General features: G+C 46.7%; 11 protein-coding genes and 1 riboswitch. Of the genes, 9 read left to right on the forward strand and 2 right to left on the reverse strand.

Annotation, left to right across the window (positions count from 1 at the left end; translation table 11 throughout):
• Nucleotides 1-22: 22 nt before the first annotated feature.
• Together MKX40_RS13335 and MKX40_RS13340 are read right to left on the reverse strand one after the other, a co-directional pair.
• Entirely contained in the window at nt 23-448 is a 426-nt protein-coding gene (locus tag MKX40_RS13335; protein WP_339242212.1) for a DMT family transporter, read from the reverse strand.
• Nucleotides 449-1009: 561 nt separating this feature from the next.
• Nucleotides 1010-1807, reverse strand: a complete 798-nt coding sequence (locus MKX40_RS13340) for a Nif3-like dinuclear metal center hexameric protein (protein ID WP_339242214.1) — start codon at nt 1805-1807, stop codon at nt 1010-1012.
• 285 nt (nt 1808-2092) lie between these two features.
• Between MKX40_RS13340 and MKX40_RS13345 the strand changes: the two genes are divergently transcribed.
• The 9 genes from MKX40_RS13345 (at nt 2093) to MKX40_RS13385 (ending at nt 21754) form a co-directional block, all read left to right on the forward strand.
• On the forward strand, nt 2093-2683 hold the full coding sequence (locus MKX40_RS13345) for a biliverdin-producing heme oxygenase (protein WP_339242216.1): 591 nt from the start codon (nt 2093-2095) through the stop codon (nt 2681-2683).
• 287 nt (nt 2684-2970) lie between these two features.
• The gene (locus MKX40_RS13350) at nt 2971-5511 is read left to right on the forward strand and encodes a diguanylate cyclase (protein ID WP_339242218.1); all 2541 of its coding nucleotides are present in this window, start codon (nt 2971-2973) and stop codon (nt 5509-5511) included.
• A 207-nt stretch (nt 5512-5718) separates the two neighbouring features.
• The gene (locus MKX40_RS13355; RefSeq protein ID WP_339242221.1) at nt 5719-7299 is read left to right on the forward strand and encodes a TerB N-terminal domain-containing protein; all 1581 of its coding nucleotides are present in this window, start codon (nt 5719-5721) and stop codon (nt 7297-7299) included.
• 7 nt (nt 7300-7306) lie between these two features.
• Nucleotides 7307-8650 carry an ATP-binding protein gene (locus tag MKX40_RS13360; RefSeq protein WP_339242224.1) on the forward strand — a complete coding sequence of 448 codons (1344 nt, stop codon included), beginning with the start codon at nt 7307-7309 and terminating at the stop codon, nt 8648-8650.
• Nucleotides 8647-10866, forward strand: coding sequence for a DEAD/DEAH box helicase (locus MKX40_RS13365; RefSeq protein WP_339242226.1), 2220 nt, complete (start codon nt 8647-8649; stop codon nt 10864-10866). Before MKX40_RS13360 ends, MKX40_RS13365 begins: the two co-directional genes overlap by 4 nt.
• Before the next feature lie 76 nt (nt 10867-10942).
• Nucleotides 10943-11053: riboswitch (purine riboswitch) on the forward strand.
• 106 nt (nt 11054-11159) lie between these two features.
• On the forward strand, nt 11160-12119 hold the full coding sequence (locus MKX40_RS13370; protein WP_339242228.1) for a DMT family transporter: 960 nt from the start codon (nt 11160-11162) through the stop codon (nt 12117-12119).
• A 431-nt stretch (nt 12120-12550) separates the two neighbouring features.
• Nucleotides 12551-12976: a cupredoxin domain-containing protein gene (locus MKX40_RS13375; protein WP_339242230.1), complete on the forward strand. Its 426-nt coding sequence runs from the start codon at nt 12551-12553 to the stop codon at nt 12974-12976.
• A 96-nt stretch (nt 12977-13072) separates the two neighbouring features.
• On the forward strand, nt 13073-14095 hold the full coding sequence (locus MKX40_RS13380) for an SDR family oxidoreductase (RefSeq protein WP_339242232.1): 1023 nt from the start codon (nt 13073-13075) through the stop codon (nt 14093-14095).
• Nucleotides 14096-14251: 156 nt separating this feature from the next.
• A complete protein-coding gene (locus MKX40_RS13385; protein WP_339242234.1) occupies nt 14252-21754 on the forward strand; it encodes a fibronectin type III domain-containing protein in 7503 nt (2500 codons plus the stop codon).
• Nucleotides 21755-21881 lie beyond the last annotated feature (127 nt).

Below are 21881 nucleotides of genomic sequence, written 5' to 3' on the forward strand. Positions count from 1 at the left end.
CCCTGACTATATTCTAGAAAAACTACAGTTTCATAATGATGACACCTGTGATCATCAAGGCAATGCCCAGAAATTGCGGCAGTTTCATCTTTTGTTTCACTACACCAAACCATCCGTTACTATCCACGAGAAAAGTCAGGAACAGCTGAGCAATGAGCAGGGCCGAGATCGTGAATGTCACCCCAATTTGCTGAATGGCCGTTACTTCGCTGAAAATAATGACAGCACCAAACGCTCCCCCCGCCAGGTACATGGGTTTAACTTGTTTGAGTCCTTGAAGGTTAATGTCTCTAACGAACATTAGGATCAGCGCCGCTAAGATGAATCCTGTCAGTTGTGTAATCGTAGCGGCCTGCCATGTGCCCATGTCGATACTAATCCGAGCATTGGCAACACCTTGGAGCGTGATACACGCGCCACCCAGTAATGCAAAAATAATTCCTTTCATATGTACGCTCCTTATTCAATTACTTCGACTTCTATTTAATGACAAACTCACCCCAAACGCCAAGGACAAATGTCCTGAGCTTTGAAGTCACAGCATCTAGAGTACAATAAAGAACCAGGGAAATCCAGTTGGAGCATGAAGAGATGCGCGGTATATGTGCGGGAGTACTCATTTTTAATGAGCATGATCTCTAACGAACCAGTGACACCTTATTGTATTGATTCGATTGAATTGAGAAATCTAAGGAACCTCAGCCATCTTAATCGGGCTAAGGCAGGTAGGAAAGTATGGATAATGAGTCGAAACGGAGGAATAACGTGTCTACAATTCGTTAGTTTTGAAAATCGGCAAATATCCACTAAATAGAGTGTGTCAGGTTCGTTAATAACTATCTAAGAATTTGTCATAAGAGCTAGCCAAGATGAAAGAGAGTTTGCCGACTCAACCCCGGAGCGCAGAACAGACGTACAGCTCCAGGGTAGCGGGCAATGAGATTTGAACAATTCAGCTAAACACCTCTCCAAAACAATCCATACCAAACTAATCCAATCAATCGCATGATCAGATCACAGTGTACACAGGTCGTTCACCTACATAATGAACGGACAGTTCTGTGAATTGTTCTGCCAACCTGTCTGCCAATAGATTCATTCCCGGAGCCTCGCTCTCGGCATGCCCCAACATGATGAGTGCTTTGGACTTGCCTTGTTGCACAGCATCACGGATATATTCCGGTGTCTCCCATTCGAATCCTTCTCCAGCGATGATCAGATCCAATTGTTTGTTCTGAATCAAGGGAATCGTCACAGGGCCGTTGCCACGAAAACCAACCAATACCGCTGCGTGTCTACAGACTATGTCGGGATTGCCTGCAACGCGGACATAATCGATCCCAAGGCAACGTTTCACATGGTGAGCAATAGCTTGGGCAGTGCTTGCTTCCGGAAAAGAAAGGATGTCTGCTTCCGGTACTCGTTGCTCCACATAAGAGGACCATCCCAAGGCCTGAATCAGTCCTTCGGTAATGCCATCCGGTTGGAAGCGGTGGATGATATCATGACATCGATAGATGGAGATGCCTGCTTCGTCAATTAACTTTCTTTTGTCCGTATACACCGAATCAGTTGCAAGCCAATCCGTCTGACTGTGATGGTTATAGAACGGAGATTCATGCGCAATGATTAAGTTAGCGCCTTGCTGTATGGCTTGTTCAATCACATATTGTGTAGGCATAAAAGCGATGACAATACCTGTGACCTTACAGTCAAGTGAACCGGTAATAAGCTGATCCACCGTGTTTTCCGGCAGTTCAATGTTATCTAAAAGATGAAGTACAACGTCTTGAACAGTGAGATCCATAGATTGCATTCCTCCAATGACAGGATATAAAAATAGTGTAACATGTTTACATTTGAAATCTACTGCCTTCCAGATTGTGGGGGTCAATTTTATTATTTTCGGTTAATACTAAAACATGCAGATTACAGTGGGTTAAGATAACAACGAAGAAAAGTGTTCACTGTGTACGGATGTTGGATTCGTGTAGTTTTCTCAAACAAGAATAAGTATACTTACATAGAGTCTTTATTGCATTAAATGAGCTGTTTGCAACAGCAGAGCAGATTGTGAAAGGGGATAACTACGATGACAGCAACAACTATTATGGAACGTCTGAAGAGCGAGACAGCTCATTACCACAGACAAGTAGAACAGAACCCTTATGCAAAAGCCATTATGAATCAAACTGTGACTATAGAAGAATATAGAACATATCTAGAAAAGTTTTATGGATTCCTCAAACCGCTGGAAGATCAAGCTGTACAGCAGCCTTTCTGGGGAAGTACGGGATTGGATATCGAGATTAGAGGCAAGGCTGGACTACTGGAGAAAGATCTGCACAATCTTGGTGCAAGTGAAGAGGAAATTAGCCAACTTCCGCTCTGCAAAGAACTTCCGGATATTTCGACACCAGCCCGTTTGTTTGGATACATGTATGTCATTGAGGGGTCCACGAACGGTGGACAGATCATGACCAAACGTTTGTCGCAGTTCCTGCCCATTGAAGCTGATCGTGGATTAGAATATTTTAACGCCTATGGCTCAGAGACAAGAACAAGATGGAGCGAGTTTATGATTTTGCTGCAGCAGTCCGTCAGCAGTCCAGAAGATCATGACATCATGGTGCACAGTGCATCAGAGACATTTCGACTGCTGGATCAGTGGATTAATACGTAGGGCGGACTTTTTTTCATATTTTAAAAGAAATCTATATAAGTTGAATTAATCATTTACACCTAACGAAGAGGACAGAAAAAACCTGGAAAAGCGAAGCATTCGCTAAAAGCTTTCTGAAAGAAAGCTACATCGTAAGCATACGCTTATAACCGGATTTTTCCCTTAGAAAAGGGAATCGATAAAATCTGGGGATAACAGCGATTGGAAGGTTATTCTGTCATCGTAGTGCAATGTAAATAATCATTATTTCAACTTATATAACATCATGAGAGGGGATTTTCCTGGCCATGGCCGAACCGAAGTCCAAGAAAGAACAAAATTTGTTGAACCGCACATTGCTTCATCAGGGAACATACACAACTGATCCGATAGATCTGAATAACTGTGATAAAGAACCAATTCATATCCCCGGCTTTATTCAACCTCATGGTGTTCTTTTGGCCATCAATACCAGTCTTACGCCAACTATTGTTCAGTGTAGCCAAAATACGGAGGACCATCTGGGTATTGCCTATGAGGATGTTCTGGGCATGCCTTTGGAGAACCTGATTGGCGAGCAAGAAGTAAGCAAACTGTTGGGCAGCAGCTTCAATGCGAATGTTACCTCTGACCTGCATTACATGGATCTTACCATTAAGGTATCTGGTGAGGAACGGGTCTTCTCTTCTGTGCTTCATGAAAGTGAAGGTTTGCTCATTCTGGAGATCGAGCCTTATGACGAAAAAGAGGACGTGGAGACTACTGACTTCGAGTGGATATCCCGATTCTTCGGTCGGATGAAAAGCACAGATAGCCGCGTGGAGGCAAGTCAGATTGCAGCTGAACAGGTCAAGGAAATGCTCGGTTACGATCGGGTGATGATCTATGAATTTGACGAGCAATGGAATGGTAAAGTTATTGCTGAAGCGCGTGAACAAGAACTCGAACCATTCCTGGGACATCACTATCCAGCATCGGATATACCAAAACAAGCTCGGGAGTTGTATCTTCGCAATTGGCTGCGGACTATCGTGAATGTAAATTATAAACCGGTCGAAATTGTACCTATGCTACAACCACTGACTGGCAAACCGCTGAATTTGAGTCTTTCGGTCCTGCGTAGCGTATCGCCACTTCACATCGAATATCTGCATAATATGGGTGTAGGTGCGACCGTAACGATCTCGCTCATTCATAACAATGAGCTATGGGGACTCATCACATGCCATCATTATTCGGCCAGATATGTCCCCCATCGTGTGCGGAATCTGTGCAATTTCCTGGGGGCGTTCTTCTCCAATGAATTGTTCCAGCGTCAGCAGTTAGATGATTACCAATCCGAGATTCAATCTCGTGAAGCTGCTTCACGAATTGCCAACATTTTTATTGGAAACACAAGTCCTGCCCGAGTACTTGAAGAATTACAGGGAGAAGAAGAGACAGTATTGAACCTGATGGATGCTGCCGGAGCAGCGATCTGTTACCAGGACAAGTTATTGTTATATGGTAAAACGCCTAACAGCGGCCAGATTCGTGAACTGGCAGGTTGGCTTGCAGGAAAGTCTGAGGATTACAGTTACTACACTTCGAAACTGAGTTCAGAGTATGAAACAGCCAAAGCTTATCCGGATAAGGCTTCCGGGGTTATTTATGTTGCCATTTCGCCTGGACAGCATAACTACATGATCTGGTTCCGACCTGAGGTTGAGCAGGTTGTTGAGTGGGCGGGTGACCCAGCCAAAGCGGTGCTCAAAACGGATGACGGCATGCGATTATCACCTCGTAAATCATTCGAGAAATGGCGTGAGGTTGTAAAGTCAACTTCGTATCCGTGGACTACGAAAGAACTAAGTGTGTTACCTTTACTCAAATCCATTGTACGTCGGCAGACGGAGAATCAGTTGGTTCAGGCTGAGGAACAGGCACTTCAGAACGCTCGTATTTTGCGACAAAATGAACAGCGTTATTTGCAGTTAATGGATTATTCGCCCGTGGCATTCTTTACTCTGACGGACGGTAAGATTATCTATTGTAATACAAAGGCAGCTGAGTTGCTTGGGTTCGAGAGTTCCCAAAACCTGATGGGTAAGGATTTTAGAGAATTTGTACCTGACAATACGAGAGTTACCTTGCAACAGAATTTTGAGGAATTAAAGCACAACAACACAAGTTTGATTACAAGTCAGTCCTATTTCACTACAGCGGTTGGTACCTCACTGTTGCTTGAAGTTACACTCGCTGCTGTTACGCATGCAGGAAAACCTTCTGTGATGGTGCTTCTGCACAGCGGGGCGTCTCACCATGAACATGACCATTACACCGAAACGACAAGCCAGCTGCAAAATTATCTGAACACAGATCCGTTAACAGATATGCCAATTCAAACGGTGTTCAAGTCTCAGCTTCAGGATGACTGGGATGATTGTTTGGAGGAGAAATGTAGTCTGGGGTTGCTCATAATAGATATCGATGATTTCCGTTCATATAACGCGGCATACGGACTTCAGGGAGGCGATCTGTGTCTGCAATGGATCGGTGAGGTACTCACCGTGGTCAGTGAGCAGCACAACGCACTAATATCCCGTTTACGCGGAGGTACCTTCATGTTGAAAATGAAGAGCACAACTTCTGAACATTCAGCACAGCTTGCGGAAGAGATTAGACAACATGTTCTGGCTCTGCAGATCCAGCGAGAATTATCGGGTCCGAGTGGGATCGTCACGGTTAGTGTCGGGGGTGCAGTGCTGGTACCTGATGAGCAGTCAAGTGCATCCGATCTGATTGAAAAAGCTACTCAAGCGCTGGCCCAAGCGAAGAGTGAAGGGAAGAATCGAGCAATTGTAGTCTGATTTAGGGCATGTAACCTTACTTTTTAACGAATACACCTGGATCAATATCATATCAATATGAACTAAATGAGAGAGCAGAAATGCTCTCTTTTTTTGGTTTTAATAATGTGTTAATTTCATCACCGCAGACACAGCACTAGTGTTATAATGATCCCTATGGATACACTTGTTCGTATTCTGTCTCGGAGGAGGGTGAGATAACGTTCTATGAAAGACAACTCTAGACAATTGGAATTTATGGAGATAGATCTGAGCGAAGAACCCGTAACAGCAGCGGTTCCGGTTCCTGATCGTTCAACCATTGTGCAGCAACCTGCACATCATGCGATGCAGCATCGTGGAGGCATATTGTCTTCGGAGAAACGTTTTGTAGAGGAAGCAAAGCAGTGGTCAGAGATGGAGGGAGATGTGTCCCCCTGGGTTCCCTTTATGAGCTACTGGCCCACATATGGCGTAATGAACGAAGCCCAACGCAAGTGGTATTTGTATTGGAGGAAGGAAGTTCGTCAGGGGAGATATCCAGATACCGATCTGTCCTATCTATTTGTTCATATCTATGAGTTGATTAACGGCATTGGCTGGCAGAATGCTCAGGATGGTTATAATCAATTAAAGCAGCTATGGTTGAACTACCGTGAAAGGCTCCCTCAATTAAATATATATATGCAAGAGTGGGTGGTCGATTACGTACTGGTCCATCAGATGGAGACGTCTTTATCCGAAGTTATGGACCTTTCGGGCGGGTATCTGCCAGCAGAGATGCTGGACAAGGAACTGCAACGTGTTTTACAGAACAAGATGTCGGATATTTCGCTAAGTATGCTGCAAAGGTACTACGATTACGATATTACGCTCAGTAAGTTCTATAGAGATGGCGGCAAAGAAGTGATGGAGCAGTACATCCCACGGGTCATGGCATTGGTTCATTCATATCTGGAGCGTACGCGAGAAGTCGGACTGTTGCCAGTGTTTCAACCCAACGAAGAACGCATGGTGGAGCGCATACTGTTTCGCAAAGCGGTCTATGACGACTCGATCTATGGAAGATCGGTATCATTCAGATATATGCCCATTGGTGAACATACTGAATTTGTACAGATGGTTACGCGGATCTATCGATGTACTGAAAATAAACTTCGTGAACTGCTCAGATTCAGAGGCCGATTGCGTGGACAAACATTAGAGCCCGAACTTGCGAATCTGATTGAACGTTACCTGGACAAAGCATATGCGATTGATCAGGCCGAGACGGTGGAACAACCGGTGATTCGTATTGATACGGAAAAATTGGCATCGTTACAGCAAGAAAGTGAATACGTACGAATGGCACTTACAATTGAGGATGATCACCCTTCTGAAGTGAAGGATGATGAGGTTCATAACGCAAATGTTACAAGTAATCCAGTCGACGCACTGGAAGCAAGGCATGAGATCACACCAACAGAAGATTCCATGCAGCCGGACCCATCGGTAAGAGATACTGCAATAGAAGGGTCAACAGCATCAATTGGGTTGCAATGGGACGTGAGTGCAGAGGTTGATTTGGATGAACAATGGCTGCTATTTGCCAAGGGACTATCCCCTCAGCAGGTGCAAGTGATTCATGCTCTTCTTGGCGCTAACCCTGATACGGAGCTGATACGTCTGGCTGAGCAATATGGAACGATGCCTACGCTTCTGTTGGATGAAATTAATGATGTGGCTATGGATACGATCGGTGATCTTCTGATTGATGGTGATCGGATTGTTCCGGATTATATAGATGTGTTCGAACATGTGAAGAGGTGATACGTAAGTGACAGAACTTAAAATACCAAAGCGGCTGACCACCGCACTTGTCAATTCGTTAACGGCGGGTGTTGTCCCGCGCATAGGACTGGAGCAGATTGCTGTTGGCCGAAAACCGGAAGTGGAAGCCATCTTGAGAGATATGGACAATATCGCCGAGGGTGGCGCCGCGTTCAAACTCATTACCGGGCGTTATGGTAGTGGTAAAAGCTTTCTTTTGCAAATGATTCGTAATTATGCCATGGATCGCGACTTTGTTGTAGCAGATGCCGATCTGTCACCAGAGCGACGATTGGTGGGCACCAAAGGGCAGGGACTTGCGACATATCGCGAACTAATGACTCGTCTGTCTACACGTACACGTCCGGATGGGGGAGCGTTGGAGCCGATTTTGCAAAAATGGATCGCAGGCCTGCAACAATCCACAATGCAAAGTCAGAACCTGCGCCCGGATGATCCCGCTCTGCCGCTGGAAGTAGAGAAGCAGATCTATGCGGTGACAGGGGAGATGCAGAATCTGGTTCACGGCTTTGATTTTGCCAAGGTACTGGCTTCCTACTGGAATGGGTACAAGCTCGCTGATGATGATCGCAAACAGGCGGCACTGCGCTGGCTTCGAGGAGAATTTGCAACCAAAACGGAAGCAAAAAAAGGACTGTCTGTCGGTGTTATCATTGACGATGACAACTGGTATGACTACTTCAAATTGTGGTCTGAATTCACAGCGCGCATTGGTTACAAAGGATTGCTGTTGTTCATTGATGAAGCGGTGAATCTGTACAAAATTACAAACAGCGTCTCTCGTCAAAGCAATTATGAGAAATTGCTGACCATGTTCAATGATACAATGCAGGGCAAGGCGGAGCACCTGGGCATATTTGTAGGCGGTACGCCGCAATTTGTGGAGGATGAACGGCGCGGACTATATAGCTATGAAGCGCTTCGCTCCAGGCTTATTGATGGTCGTTATGCAGCCAAAGCGTATGCAAATTATACAGGCCCGATTCTGAAGCTTGCAATGTTATCACATGAAGAGATTCTGATTTTGCTCCAGAAGCTGCGGCAGATTCATGCGTTGCATTTTGGATACAGTGCAAGTCTGACGGATGAACAATTGGTTGATTTTATGCAAACGGCGGTGAATCGACTGGGGGCGGATGAATTGCTGACCACGCGTGAAGTGGTACGGGACTTTATGGATGTACTGCATACGCTCCATCAGAATCCCGAAGTGACTTATACGCAATTACTTGGTGAACGGGCTGCCAAACCCCAGGAACCGGGTAAAGGAGCGGATGCTTCCGCAAATTCGGATGATCTGGACGACTTTCTGGCGGAGTTTGAATTATGAGTGATAATCCATTCTATCGGCTGGCGCCATTCGTGCAGGAATTTATATATAAAAAAAGATGGGAATCGCTTCGGCCTGCTCAGATCGAGGCCTGCAATATCTGTTTTCATACCCCGCATCATATGCTGATTGCGGCAGGCACGGCCTCGGGCAAAACGGAGGCGGCTTTTTTTCCTGCATTGACCGAGCTGCATGAACGGCCTTCCAAATCAGTTGGCATTCTGTACATTGGACCTTTGAAAGCCCTGATTAACGACCAATTCGAACGTCTTAAGGATCTGTTAACCGAAGGAAATATTCCGGTTTGGCATTGGCATGGGGATGTGCCTCAGGCGGAGAAAACAAAACTGATGAAAAATCCGTCCGGTGTGCTTCAGATTACGCCAGAATCGCTGGAAGGTCTGCTTATGAATCGACCGAATGCGATCCCGGCGCTGTTTCATGATCTGCGCTATGTCATCATTGATGAGGTACATGCCTTCATGGGAGCAGATCGGGGGATTCAAGTGCTCAGCGAGCTTGCTAGAATTGAGCGTATGGCTGGCTGTGCACCGCGAAGAGTTGGATTGTCGGCTACACTTAGTGACTATGATGCGGCTACATCTTGGCTTGCTGCCGGAACACAGCAGGGAGTGGATGTGGTCTCTTCTCCAGGTGGTCGCAAGCTGCGGCTGCGGGTGGAACATTTCTCTTTTCCAGATGCACAGGACGAGGAGCAGGCGGAGCAGCTTCATAACGCACGCAAAGCTTACTACGACTTCATCTATGAGAGCACACATCGTAAAAAAGCATTGATCTTCACCAACAGTCGTACGGACGCTGAGGTGACTATTCTTGAGATGCGGCGGGTCGCGGCTCGCAGGCAAGAGCGTGATGTGTTCCATGTGCATCATGGAAGTATCTCCGCCATGCTCAGGGAGGAAACGGAAGCTGCTCTGCGCACCGGATCGGGGCCTGCGGTTGCTGCGGCAACGGTCACGCTCGAACTGGGTATCGATCTGGGCGAACTGGAACGTGTGGTTCAGCTTGGTGCACCGTATAGTGCGTCCAGCTTTGTACAGCGTCTGGGACGTTCGGGGAGACGAGAGGACATGGCATCAGAGATGCTTTTTGTATGTCCGGAGGAAGAGGATGAGGAAGCGCAATTACCAGCACGTATGCCGTGGACGTTAATGCGTGCAATTGCTGTTATCGAACTATATGTAAAAACAAAGTGGGTCGAGCCGCTTGAAGCCCGCAAGATGCCTATAGGGGTGCTCTACCATCAGACGATGAGCATGCTGAAAAGTATGGGGGAGGCGGAGCCGAGAGATCTTGCAGAAGCCATCCTTTCGCTGGCCCCCTTTGCGTTGATTAGACCAGATCAATATCAGGCTTTCCTGAATTACCTCATTGAGACGGATCATCTGCAATGGACAGAGGACCGGACATTGATTATCGGACTGACAGGTGAGAAAATCGTAAACAATTATCGCTTCTATGCGGTGTTTAAGGACGATGAGGAACATAAAGTACTGAACGGCTCGGAAGAGATTGGTTCCATTACAACCGTGCCCCCGCCAGGCTATTGCTTCTCGCTCGCAGGCAAACTGTGGAAAGTGGAAGAAGTTGATCACAAGCACAAGGCTGTGTATGTGAAGTCTGCCAAAGGTAAAGTGGATACGTTATGGCTTGGAGCGGGCGGAGACATCCACACAACGGTGGTACAGAAAATGCGTGAAGTGTTGTCCGACTCAGTGATCTATCCCTACCTGTCAGCGCAAGCCGTCAATCGACTTGAACGGGCACGCCGTCTAGCTCGTGAAAGCGGACTGTTGAAGCAGGTTGTTATTCCGGCTGGGGGAGATTCGATGTATGTACTTCCTTGGGTAGGGAGTAAATCGTTCCGTACATTGGAGCGCCTGATGAAGCATAATCTGTCGGGCAAACTGGCCTTGCGTTCGGTAGTGCCCATGGAACCATATTATTTTGTAGTATCCGGCAAGGTCGATGAACGGACATTGTTAGCCGAGATTATGAGCGAATGTCGGATGGCTGAAGATGCATCTGCGCTACTGGCTGAAGATGAAGCACCCTATCTGGGCAAGTATGATGAATTTGTCGCGCCACCTTTGATCCGTGAGGCTTTTGCCGTGGATGGGCTGGATCTGGATGGGTTGAAGGCAGGTTTACAGCAAACATTGGAGTGGGATTCCTCAGCCTCTAATCGAACCTGAAGTTTTTTATACGGAATAGGGTTGACACCACCTCACCTCCCATGTAATATATGAAAAGTCGTCACACACGAATTACATCAAATTGCATATATCATTTCGTATAACCTCGCAGGCCGAAAGTGTACACAGGGCGAGGGTCTCTACGGGAAGCCTATACTTCCTAACTACGATGCCAAGGAATCAATATATTCCTTGCTCGTAGTTAGGATTTTTTGCATTTGTATGTGTCTGTGACCTTGGCATGAACCAATCATGCAGGCGTATTTTCTTATCATCAGGAGGTTTATTCACAAATGAAATATTATCTGTCCGTTCTCGCGGGAGCGATGAGCTATGGCATATTATCCACGATTGTGGTTCTGGCGTATGGCGAAGGATATAAACTTGGTGAAGTTGTGGGAACACAGCTGATTACGGGTTTTCTTCTTTCATGGATGCTGGCGCTATACACAAAATTTAGAACAAAACGCAAGTCACAGGCAAATGGCCAATCTTCAGGAGCCGTGGCACAGGTATTCAAGCGGTTGACGTGGAAACAACGTCTGCTATTGATGGCTGCCGGAACACCAACGGTAATTACGGGTCTTGTGTATTATCAGTCTTTGCGTTACATCCCGGCTTCACTTGCCATTATCCTGCTGTTCCAGTTCACCTGGATTAGTGTATTGATTCAGGCGATAAGCAAACGTCAACGTCCAGACAAAGTCACATTCCTGACGTTGATCGTGCTGTTTGGCGGAACTTTGCTGGCAGCGGGTTTCCTGGAACAGGGACTGGGTGAGTTCAACGGTCTGGGTATTGCTCTTGGACTGATGGCAGCGGTAAGTTACTCCCTGTTCGTATTGTTCAGCGGCAAAGCGGTTCCTTCAGCGCATCCTGCCTTTCGTAGTGCGTGGATGGTAACAGGGGGATTGATCCTGCTGTGCATTTTGTTCCCGCCGACATTCCTCTTCAATGGATTGATCTGGAGCCAGTTGCTGGTGTTTGGACTGCTGCTCGGATTCTTCGGAGCATTTATTCCACCGGTATTATTCGCTATCGGCGTTCCGCATATTGGAGGCGACATGGCCGGAATTCTGGGTGCGGTGGAGCTTCCAATTGCAGTACTGTTATCCTCTATCGTGCTCCATGAGCATGTCAGCGGATTGCAATGGTTCGGGGTTATCATTGTACTCATTGGAGTTGCCCTGCCAGAGTTGTATAAATTACGCATGAGAAGAAGTCGTAGTCGTAGTAAACCAATCTACTCCTGATCCAGACGAAAAGGGATATTGCGGAGCATGAACGGGAATAACCGTAGATAAGCCTGAGAAATCAGGCTTTTTTATTTAAATATTCTATATAAATTGAACTAAACATTTACACGAAACGGAGAGGACAGAAAGGACCTGAAGAAGCGGAGCGTTCGCCTAAAAGCTTTCTGAAAGAAAGATGCATCGGAAGCATAAGCTATCCCCGGACTTCCCCTTTATAAAAGGAATCAAAAAATCTGGGAATAACAGCGATCGGAAGGTTGTGCTGTCATCGGAGTGTGCAGTGTAAATGTTCTTTAGTTCAATTTATATGGCTCAACCACAATAGCCCAGAGGGGTCATTTTCAATGTCATGCGAATCAGGTATGCTTATAAAATACATCCGTCTGTGGATTGATTATTGATGGAACCATCGAATGAGGAGTGTTTATATGAAAAGCTGGTTTGGAAAAACCTGGCCTTGGATCACGCTGGGTCTGACTGTTGTTGTACTGCTTGGATCATTTTTGGTTTATTTTATGGGCAAAGACGTATCCCCAGGATCAGGAAGTGCTGTCACTGCACAAGCCGAGACACCGGAGGATTTGAAGGGATATGAAGTCATTGATGTGGACGTGAGCAACGATGGTTTTGGACCAGACGTTATTGAGGTGAAAGCTGGTGTACCGACCAAAATAAACTTTATTCTGACTCGGTCGGTGACACATGTGAAATCAGTCGGATCACAACAGCTTGGCATGGATCTGTATATGCAAAAGGGACCCAATTATTATACGATCGACAAAGATCTGCCAAAGGGCGAATACGAAATTCACTGTGGTATGTACATGATATACGCAACGATTAAGGTCGTCTAAGCAGAAGGAGCATGGTTTCGGGTCACCGAGCTTTGCTCCTTTTTTTGGTGCGTGATATCATGGGAAAGTGGGTAAAATTGATCAGGAGGTGCGAAAATGAAAGCGCTATTTATTGGAGGGACAGGCACCATCAGCACGGCCATTACGGAGATGCTTGCACAGCAAGGCTGTGAACTGTATTTGATTAATCGAGGCAATCATAACCATGACTTACCTAAGGAAATCAACGTACTTCAAGCGGACATTAATGACGAGACACGTGTAGCAGAACTGATCGCTGATCTGGAATTTGATGTTGTGGCAGACTTTATTGCCTTTGTACCATCTCAATTGGAGAGAGATTACCGTTTATTTAAGGATAAAACAAAGCAGTTTATTTTTATAAGCTCAGCATCTGCGTATCAGACGCCTTTGGCTGATTACCGGATCACGGAAGGGACACCTTTATCGAATCCGTACTGGGAGTATTCTCGCAACAAGATTGCCTGTGAAGACTATCTGATGAAACAATACCGCGAGCATGGATTCCCTGTGACTATTGTGCGTCCAAGCCATACGTATGGCGACAAATCTGTACCTCTTGGTGTTCATGGTGCTCAAGGCAGCTGGCAGGTTCTCAAGCGCATACGTGAAGGCAAACCTGTTATCATCCATGGAGATGGTACCTCACTATGGACCATTACGCACAACACCGATTTTGCCAAAGGGTTTATCGGGCTTATGGGAAATATCCATGCAATTGGTGAATCGGTACATATCACCTCGGACGAATCCGTCACCTGGAATCAGATTCATGAGATTATTGCCGGCGTCTTGGGAGTTAAGCTCCACGCGGTACATGTACCATCCGAATTCTTGGCAGCATGCAGTGACCAGGATCTTCGCGGCGGTTTGCTGGGAGACAAAGCCAATACCGTTGTGTTTGACAACAGGAAGCTGAAACGGCTTGTTCCGGAATTTGTAGCAACGACAAGAGCGGACCAAGGCATACGAAGTACGATTGAATACATTCTGGCCCATCCTGAATTACAGACCGAAGATCCGGAATTTGATGGCTGGTGTGACAAGGTCGTTGCTGCGTTGGATGAAGCGTTATTGAAAATCAGAGATGAGAAATGAGAAATAAGGTGTTCATGATCAACTGTTTACATTCATGAGCTGAATCGTTATAATCAAGAAAAAATGACACTTGTTAGGGGAGGCACCCCAACTTAGGACATCGTTCCTTTGTTGGGGTGCCTCCCTTTTTTTGTGTGCCAAAAAGGAGAGTAGACGTTGAAGAAATCAGGAAAACGTGTGAAGAAACAAGCGGAACAGCTAACCAAGGTGGTGCTGGCATTTGCTTTATTATCACCTCAAGCCCTGTTGCTTGAATGGGGAGCAGCCACGGTAATGGCTGAAACGGTTGAAACGATCGGGATTGTATCCGATACGTCCAGCATGAAGGCGGTTCAGTCCTCCAAGGTGAAAGTGGAGATGAACAGTGACGGAAAATACAGAATTGTATTACTGCCAAACACAAATGTATTTTACGGTGGTGATACCGGGAATGTGTCCACCATTATCGACCACAACGGATCTCCCGTGAACTTCAAATCATTGCCACTGAATTATTACCGCATTAACAATAATGTGATTGAAATGTCGCGGCAAAAGGACAATGTGGAATACATTTTGCGTGTATCTATCGTTAATGCCACCTCACAAGGTGGATACATGAAGGTTGAACTTGAAGCTATTAATCGAAGTGGAACGGCACTGAATTTGGGTGGAACATTTTATTGGGATACGATGGTGAATGGCAATGATGCTTCTCCATTTGAAGTTATTGAGAATGGATGGCGTAATTACAGCGGGGGTGTTCAGGTCACGGCTTTTTATGCCAATACGTACAATGTTGTAAATGCAGATCGCATATATATGGGCCAGTACAGCAGCCCAGATAGCGCACAGCTCACGGGAGGGTCTTCACCTTCAGCGTTCACTCCAGGCCAGACCGTAACGGCGAGTGATACAGCCGCACAATTTTGGTGGGACGCCAAGGCTACAGCGAATCAGGCTTCACGCAAATTTTCAACCATTGTGGGGATCGGCCCCAAAAATGCCCCACCTTCGTTTACCTTAACAGCACCTTCTTCAGGTCAAACCTATTACAAAGGCGAGCAACTTCAGATCTCCGGTACAACGAGAGATACGGATATAGGTGACCTGTTGACTGTGAAATGGTCCATTGATGGCGGGGCCGAGAATATGCTGACCCAGATGACCGCAACGGGTTCTAATCAGTCTTTTAACACCAATTACACATTGCCTGATACCCTGCCAGATGGCACACACACATTACAAGTATGGGTTATGGATGACAAGGGTGGGGTGTCCTCAGCAGGGACCGTTAACTTTACGGTAAGAAGTTTTGTAGTGCCAGGAACGCCGACATATACATTGGTTAATTCCAATAACTTGACGGTGAACTGGGATAAGAAGGCGAATGATGCATCCGTTACGTATGAACTGAAAAATATGACGACGAATCAGATTGTGGATACAGGTACAACAAACAGTCGGCAGGTGACAGGGCTCACTCCGAATACCAGTTATTCTTTTGCCGTCCGAGCCAAAAATTCAAGCGGTTCCTATACGGGTTACTCCAGTCCAGCTTCCAAGTATACACTGGCCAATCCACCCGTTGCTGCGGCTGTGACACAATCAGGTAACTCTGTTACAGCGAGCTGGAGTAATAATAGCAACCCTGACGGCACTCAGTACAAAACTGAAATACGCAGTCCAGGTGGGCAAGTTCTCGCAACGGGAACAACAACTTCCACTCGTACAGCGTTTGCCCTGACTGGACTCGCGGATGGAAAATACGAAGTATTTGTTGCGGCAATGAATGGAGAAGGGATACAGACCCCATTTATATCCGCTGGAGAGATGATGAAAGATACGATGGGCCCAACTGCTCCTTCTGTTACACTCACGCCATCCTTATGGACCAAGGAAGATGTTCTCGTCACAGTTGAAGAGGGAAAAGATGCCTTGAGCGGAACCCAAAAGACTGAAGTTAAAGTCGGTCTGGCAGGAGAATGGCGTGAATACAGTGCTCCCTTTGCCATAAGCAGTGAAGGCAGCACAACAGTTATGGCGCGCAGTATGGATGCATTTGGTAATACAGGACAGGAAACGACTGTGACTGCCAAGGTAGATCGGACGGCACCAACGCCACCTGTCATCTCGTTGAATCCACCCGAATGGACAAAAGCGTCCGTAATTGTGACATTAACGGAGGGTACGGACGCAGCAAGCGGTATTGGTCTGACACAGTATAAGCTGGGAAGCGAGGGGGAATGGATCGACTACAGGACTCCTTTTACACTCAGTGAAGAAGGGATAACCGAGATTTATGCACGAAGTGTCGATCGGGCTGCCAATGTCAGTGCTTCCACTTCGGCAACAGCCAGAATCGACAAGACTGGGCCTGAGCAACCGACGATAACGTTAAGTGAAGAGGATTGGACGAATCAGGATGTAACTTTTGCAATAACCAGTGGTGAAGATTCAGGCAGTGGGCTTGCCAAAAGCCAATATCAACTGAGCGAAGAAGGTCCCTGGATCGATTACACGGGCGAAGTGACGGTTACCGATGAGGAAGAAACGATCGTATATGCACGCTCACTTGATCATGTAGGCAATATAAGCACGTATGCTCAGGCAACGGTTCGAATCGACACGACAGCTCCAACCGAGCCGGTAATTCGTTTAAGTTCTGCTGGATGGAGTAAAGAACATGTGCAATTCTCGATCGATGGTAGTGTGGATGAACGAGCGATATCCTATGAGTACAGCATGAATGATGGTCCGTATATGGCAGGAAATACGGGTACAGTAAGTATGAACGGGATTACCACCATTCGCGCCAGAGCAAGGGATGCCGTTGGCAATGTGAGCAAGGAAGTCAGTCGAATCGCCTATGTGGATCAGATGGCTCCAACGATTACTTTTGCACCGAACGGACATGTCTGGACGGACTTGGACATATCCACTACCATTCAGTATGCAGATGCCCACTCAGGTATTAAGGAACTGGAACGATTCTATCAAATTACAAACAGTGCAGAATTACCGGATCATTGGCTTGAAGCTCGCTCTGACGAGCATAAAATATCCATCGAATCGGAAGGCATATGGTACATCCATGCCAAAACCATGGACTCAGCAGGCAATACATATGAGACAACATCATCACCTTACCATGTTCAACGCAAGCCCGAGCAGCCGAAACATGTGAGAATGACACAGATCGCGGAGACATCAGCAGAACTTACAGTGGATTTGCCAACGGGGGAAAGATACACCGATGGATATCAGTATGAGATAACAAATAAAACAACAGGACAGTCGTGGACACTGGATTATCCCAACCACAGTATAATCGATCAGTCCCTAAGCGGTGGTCAGGTCTATGAATACGAAGTTAGAGTAAGAAACCATACCGGAGTAAGTGATGCAGTAAGCGCTCAAGTATTAACGATCCCGGCAGCTCCCGGAACGTTGCACGTTCGAAAAGTAGATTCCCAGCCCAATTTGGCCGAAATTCAATTTGATTCAGTAAAGGGAGCAGATGCTTACCGCATCATTGCTGCTACTTCGGACGGGTCCACCGTGTATGATCAGACGGTATCTGATCCTTCCAACCTACCCTATATCAGTAACCTCGTCCCAGGGACCATGCATAACATTTCGGTCACGGCAATGAATGAGAGTGGAGCAGGCGGTAGCAGCAGGACCGGATTTCTCACACTGCCGGCAGTGCCCGGTGAATTCATGGCTGTTCAAATTCGGGAGCATGATATTTCATTAACATGGGAGACGGTGACCTCTGCAACGTATTATGGTCTTTCACGTGATGGAGCAGCCATATACGAAGGGGAGCAGACAGCGTATTTGGATTCAGGTCTGGATAGCGGAACCAATTACAGCTATGCGTTAATTGCTGGCAACGAGACAGGGCCCGGGCCTTTGGCGGAATTACCTTTGCTCAAGACGTTACCAGGGCAGGTGTCCGGTTTACAGGTATCAGATGCTTCCACAGCGAGCCTTCGTCTGAATTGGGAGGCAATACGAGGAGCCGATCACTATGAGTTATGGTTGAATGGAGAGAAGTCGGGAACGGTTGCTGCCGGAAACGAGGAATGGGTATTTGCGGGATTGAGTTCGGGAACATCTTATCAACTGGATGTACAAGCAGTGAATGAAAGTGGACAAGGTATGCGAAGTTCGGTGTCAGGAACAACGTTACCCGAGAGCCCGTCGGGACTTCATGTTGTTCAAGTAACTGAACAGGGAGCGATCTTGAGCTGGGAGCCTGTAGTTGGGGCAACGAAATATCGGGTGGTCATCAATGGACAGAGCCATGAGATATCAGATACACAACTGTCAGTTCACCATCTGTCAAGCAGTCGTGAGTATACCTATGAAGTACAGGCGGGCAATGTTGCCGGGTACGGTGCATCCACCCGTAGTACGATTCTTACGCTACCTAGCAGGCCGGAAGGACTGAATGTCACATGGACTGGTGAAACAAATATGGGAATTGCATGGCAAGCTGTAGATACGGCGAATCTCTATATTGTGAAAATCAATGGCATAGAAGTGGGCAGAACAACAGAACTGACCTACACGGCTGATGAATTGTTGCCAGGTACAGAATACACGTTGGAAGTTCAGGCTGTGAATACTTCGGGTTCGGGTGAGACAACGCAGCTCATCCGATTGTCCAAACCTGTGTCGCCTGACGAGATAATTGCAGACCCAGCAGTACATCGGGCAAAAGTTTCCTGGTCGGTCGTGGAAGGCGCCGCTGAATATGTGATCGAGCAGGATGGCAAAGAGATCTATAGGGGAATTGAGAATGAAGCCACGATTACAGGGCTCCAGGATGGAACGTGGCATCACTATCAACTATGGGCGGTCAACAGACAGGGGACTCGTTCTGAAGCGACAGATGTATCGCTGCTGACTTTGCCTGAGAAACCCGCTAAGGTTGCCGTATATGATGTGGCCAAAAATAGCCTTGGTCTGGATTTCAGCAACACAGGTGTCCAAGGGGCAGATCAATACATCATTGAACGGGATGGGAGAAAGATTGCTCAAATGGATTCAACTGAAACCCAATTCGTGGACAAGGATCTGTCGCCAGGAACGAAATACACTTACGTGATTCGGGCAGTCAATGCGAGTGGAACCAGTGCGCCACTTACTTTCAGTATAATGACTCAAACTTTGCCATTGGTTGCAGAAGGGATCACAGTGAACGCTGGAACACATTCGGTGGATCTGGCTTGGGAAGTCGTTAAGGGAGCGGCTGCATATGAGATTCGCAATCGGGTAACGGGAGATATGCAGAGCGTGTCTGAACCGTCTGTACATCTCAATAGTATGCTGGATGGTACAGCGTATGAATTCGAACTCGTTGCAATTAATGAAGATGGTCATCGGTCAGAGTCTATTCAGATTCAGGTTTTAACGAAACCTATATCCCCTCAGACGGCAGGCATAACACACATCACAGATCAGACTGCGGTGCTGGATCTGACTGGAAGCTCTACACGAGGAGCAGAGCAATTCATCATTATGCGGGATGGCGTTGAAGTTGCTAAGGTTCCGGCAGATCAAAATTCATTTGAAGATCATGGTCTGACACCAGGAGAGCGTTACCTGTACACCATCAAAACATCGAATGCAACGGGTGAGAGTGATTCTGGTTTCGAAGTTCACGTGCGAACGTTGCCTGCGACCATTACTGAACCTTTACATGCAAGTATGATTGGGGAAAAAGAGGGATTAATTTCTTGGCCAAAGGTACAAGGTGCAGAGGGATATACCATACGGATCGGAGATCAGATGTTCACCACGATTGACGATGGTAATATCACCGAGGTGAAATTAACTCATCTGGAGAGTGCAACCCGATATGATCAGGTACAGATTATTCCTTATAATACGGCTGGTTCAGGAAGCCCAGTGACTGTGACTCCTTTTTACACCTTGCCTCATGTTGATTCACTCGAAATGCAGATATACCCGGAGACAGACCATGCCAAATTGGAATGGGACTTCCCTTATCGGAACGAAACATTCGTTGTATTGCTGGATGGTGCAGAAGTATACCGTGGCGAGCAAAAAGAGTTTATCGTTGATCAACTGGATGCAGGTAAGCAGTACCTGATCGAAATCTACACAGAGAATGAGCAGGGAGATACATCCGGGATGAAGGCGTATTCTGTCCTGACCAAGCCAGCAGCGCCTGCCAAAGTAGAGTATCATTCGGCGAAGGACCACATTCGTCTTCTATTGGAACAGAGCCGGGTTGAAGGTGCCGAGCAGTTCATCATTGAGCGTGACGGTGTAGAGGTTGCTCGTGTTCCTGCTGACGAAATGTTCTATGACGACAAGGAACTTGAACCGGGCGTGAACTACAGCTATACAGTCAAGACCATGAATGCTTCGGGCAGTAGTGATGGTGGTTATTACCTTCATGCCATGACCTTGCCTGGTAGTGCTGATTCACCTCCTATAGTAGAGGGGCGTGCAATGCATGGTGCAGACATTGTGTGGGAACTGATTCCTGGTGCTGCGGGTTATCGAGTCTATCGAAATGAAGAGCTTGTAGGGACGACCGCGGAGACATCGATACATGTGTCTGAATTAAACAGTGCAGAGCGTTATACTGACTTTGCCATCATTCCATATAATGAAGCAGGGGAGGGAGAGGCGCTCCAAGTTCCGGAATTCGAGACGTTGCCTTCCGAAGATCTGACAGTAGCAGCCGTAGCGCAAGGCACAAGTACGATTAAGCTAACTTGGGAACTGGATTCAATGAATGAAGTAATTGTGATCACCCATAAAGATCGTGAGATATATCGTGGAACACAGCGCAGTTATGTATGGACAGGACTAAATGCTGAGCAGCATTATGAGGTGGTTGCATGGACAGAGAATTCAGCAGGTGAACAAAGTGAGAGCAGACGGGCAGCAGCTATAACTTTTCCGTATCCACCATCCGCCTGGAGTGGTGGCGGTGCAACCCCAAGTTCAAATGGTACATCGGAACAAGCCGATGAGTTGAGTTCACAATCTGAACCCGCTAAACAACCTGATTTGCCTGCGAAAAAGAATATCAAATTTATTGATATTAACCAAACCTTTAATAAGGACCAGATTACCTGGCTGGCGGAACAAAATATTATTCAAGGTGTCAGTGAAACTCGCTTCGAACCGCGCCGTCCGATTACGCGTGCAGAGTTTACCGCATTAATCGTGCGACTGATGGGTGTGGACACAACGGTAAATGAACAGCATGGATTTCAAGATGTGAATGATGAGGATTGGTTCGCTCCTGAGATTGGGGCAGCCGTTCACCATGAGATGGTTCAAGGTATGGGGAACGGCAAGTTCGCTCCGTATGCGCTGGTAACACGTGAACAGGCATCCAAGATCATAGCCAATGTGGTTCGTAAGATCAGACCTGAACCGCTGACTTCCCCAAGAGCATTTACCGATCAGATTGATGTATCCGATTGGGCCAAAGAAGAAGTGCAGGAGCTTGCAGGTTTGTACATGATTAACGGATATGAAGACGGCAGCTTCCGTCCCATGCAGCACTTAAGCAGATCCGAAGCTGCAGCACTGATCTTCCGCTTAAACAAGCTGATTCAAGTCATGAATGAGAAGCATACAGATCAAGTGGAGAAAGCGTCAGCGTTGGATCGTCATATCTAGGTGGAATTGAATTTTGGATGTGATACTGCAATCATCGCCAGTAATGACATTACCGCTTGATTGGTTTTTAATGCTATAATAGGTTGCCAATATGATAAAAAAGGGTAATGAACAATGGTGATGAATA

Origin of the sequence: Paenibacillus sp. FSL R5-0517, from assembly GCF_037974355.1 — a bacterium.
Classification (GTDB): Bacteria; Bacillota; Bacilli; order Paenibacillales; family Paenibacillaceae; genus Paenibacillus.

Bases quoted from the DNA above. Each gene is read 5' to 3' on its own strand.
- MKX40_RS13335 (WP_339242212.1), bottom strand. From the start codon at position 448: ATGAAAGGAATTATTTTTGCATTACTGGGTGGCGCGTGTATCACGCTC.
- MKX40_RS13340 (WP_339242214.1), bottom strand. From the start codon at position 1,807: ATGGATCTCACTGTTCAAGACGTTGTACTTCATCTTTTAGATAACATT.
- MKX40_RS13345 (WP_339242216.1), top strand. From the start codon at position 2,093: ATGACAGCAACAACTATTATGGAACGTCTGAAGAGCGAGACAGCTCAT.
- MKX40_RS13350 (WP_339242218.1), top strand. From the start codon at position 2,971: ATGGCCGAACCGAAGTCCAAGAAAGAACAAAATTTGTTGAACCGCACA.
- MKX40_RS13355 (WP_339242221.1), top strand. From the start codon at position 5,719: ATGAAAGACAACTCTAGACAATTGGAATTTATGGAGATAGATCTGAGC.
- MKX40_RS13365 (WP_339242226.1), top strand. From the start codon at position 8,647: ATGAGTGATAATCCATTCTATCGGCTGGCGCCATTCGTGCAGGAATTT.
- MKX40_RS13370 (WP_339242228.1), top strand. From the start codon at position 11,160: ATGAAATATTATCTGTCCGTTCTCGCGGGAGCGATGAGCTATGGCATA.
- MKX40_RS13375 (WP_339242230.1), top strand. From the start codon at position 12,551: ATGAAAAGCTGGTTTGGAAAAACCTGGCCTTGGATCACGCTGGGTCTG.
- MKX40_RS13380 (WP_339242232.1), top strand. From the start codon at position 13,073: ATGAAAGCGCTATTTATTGGAGGGACAGGCACCATCAGCACGGCCATT.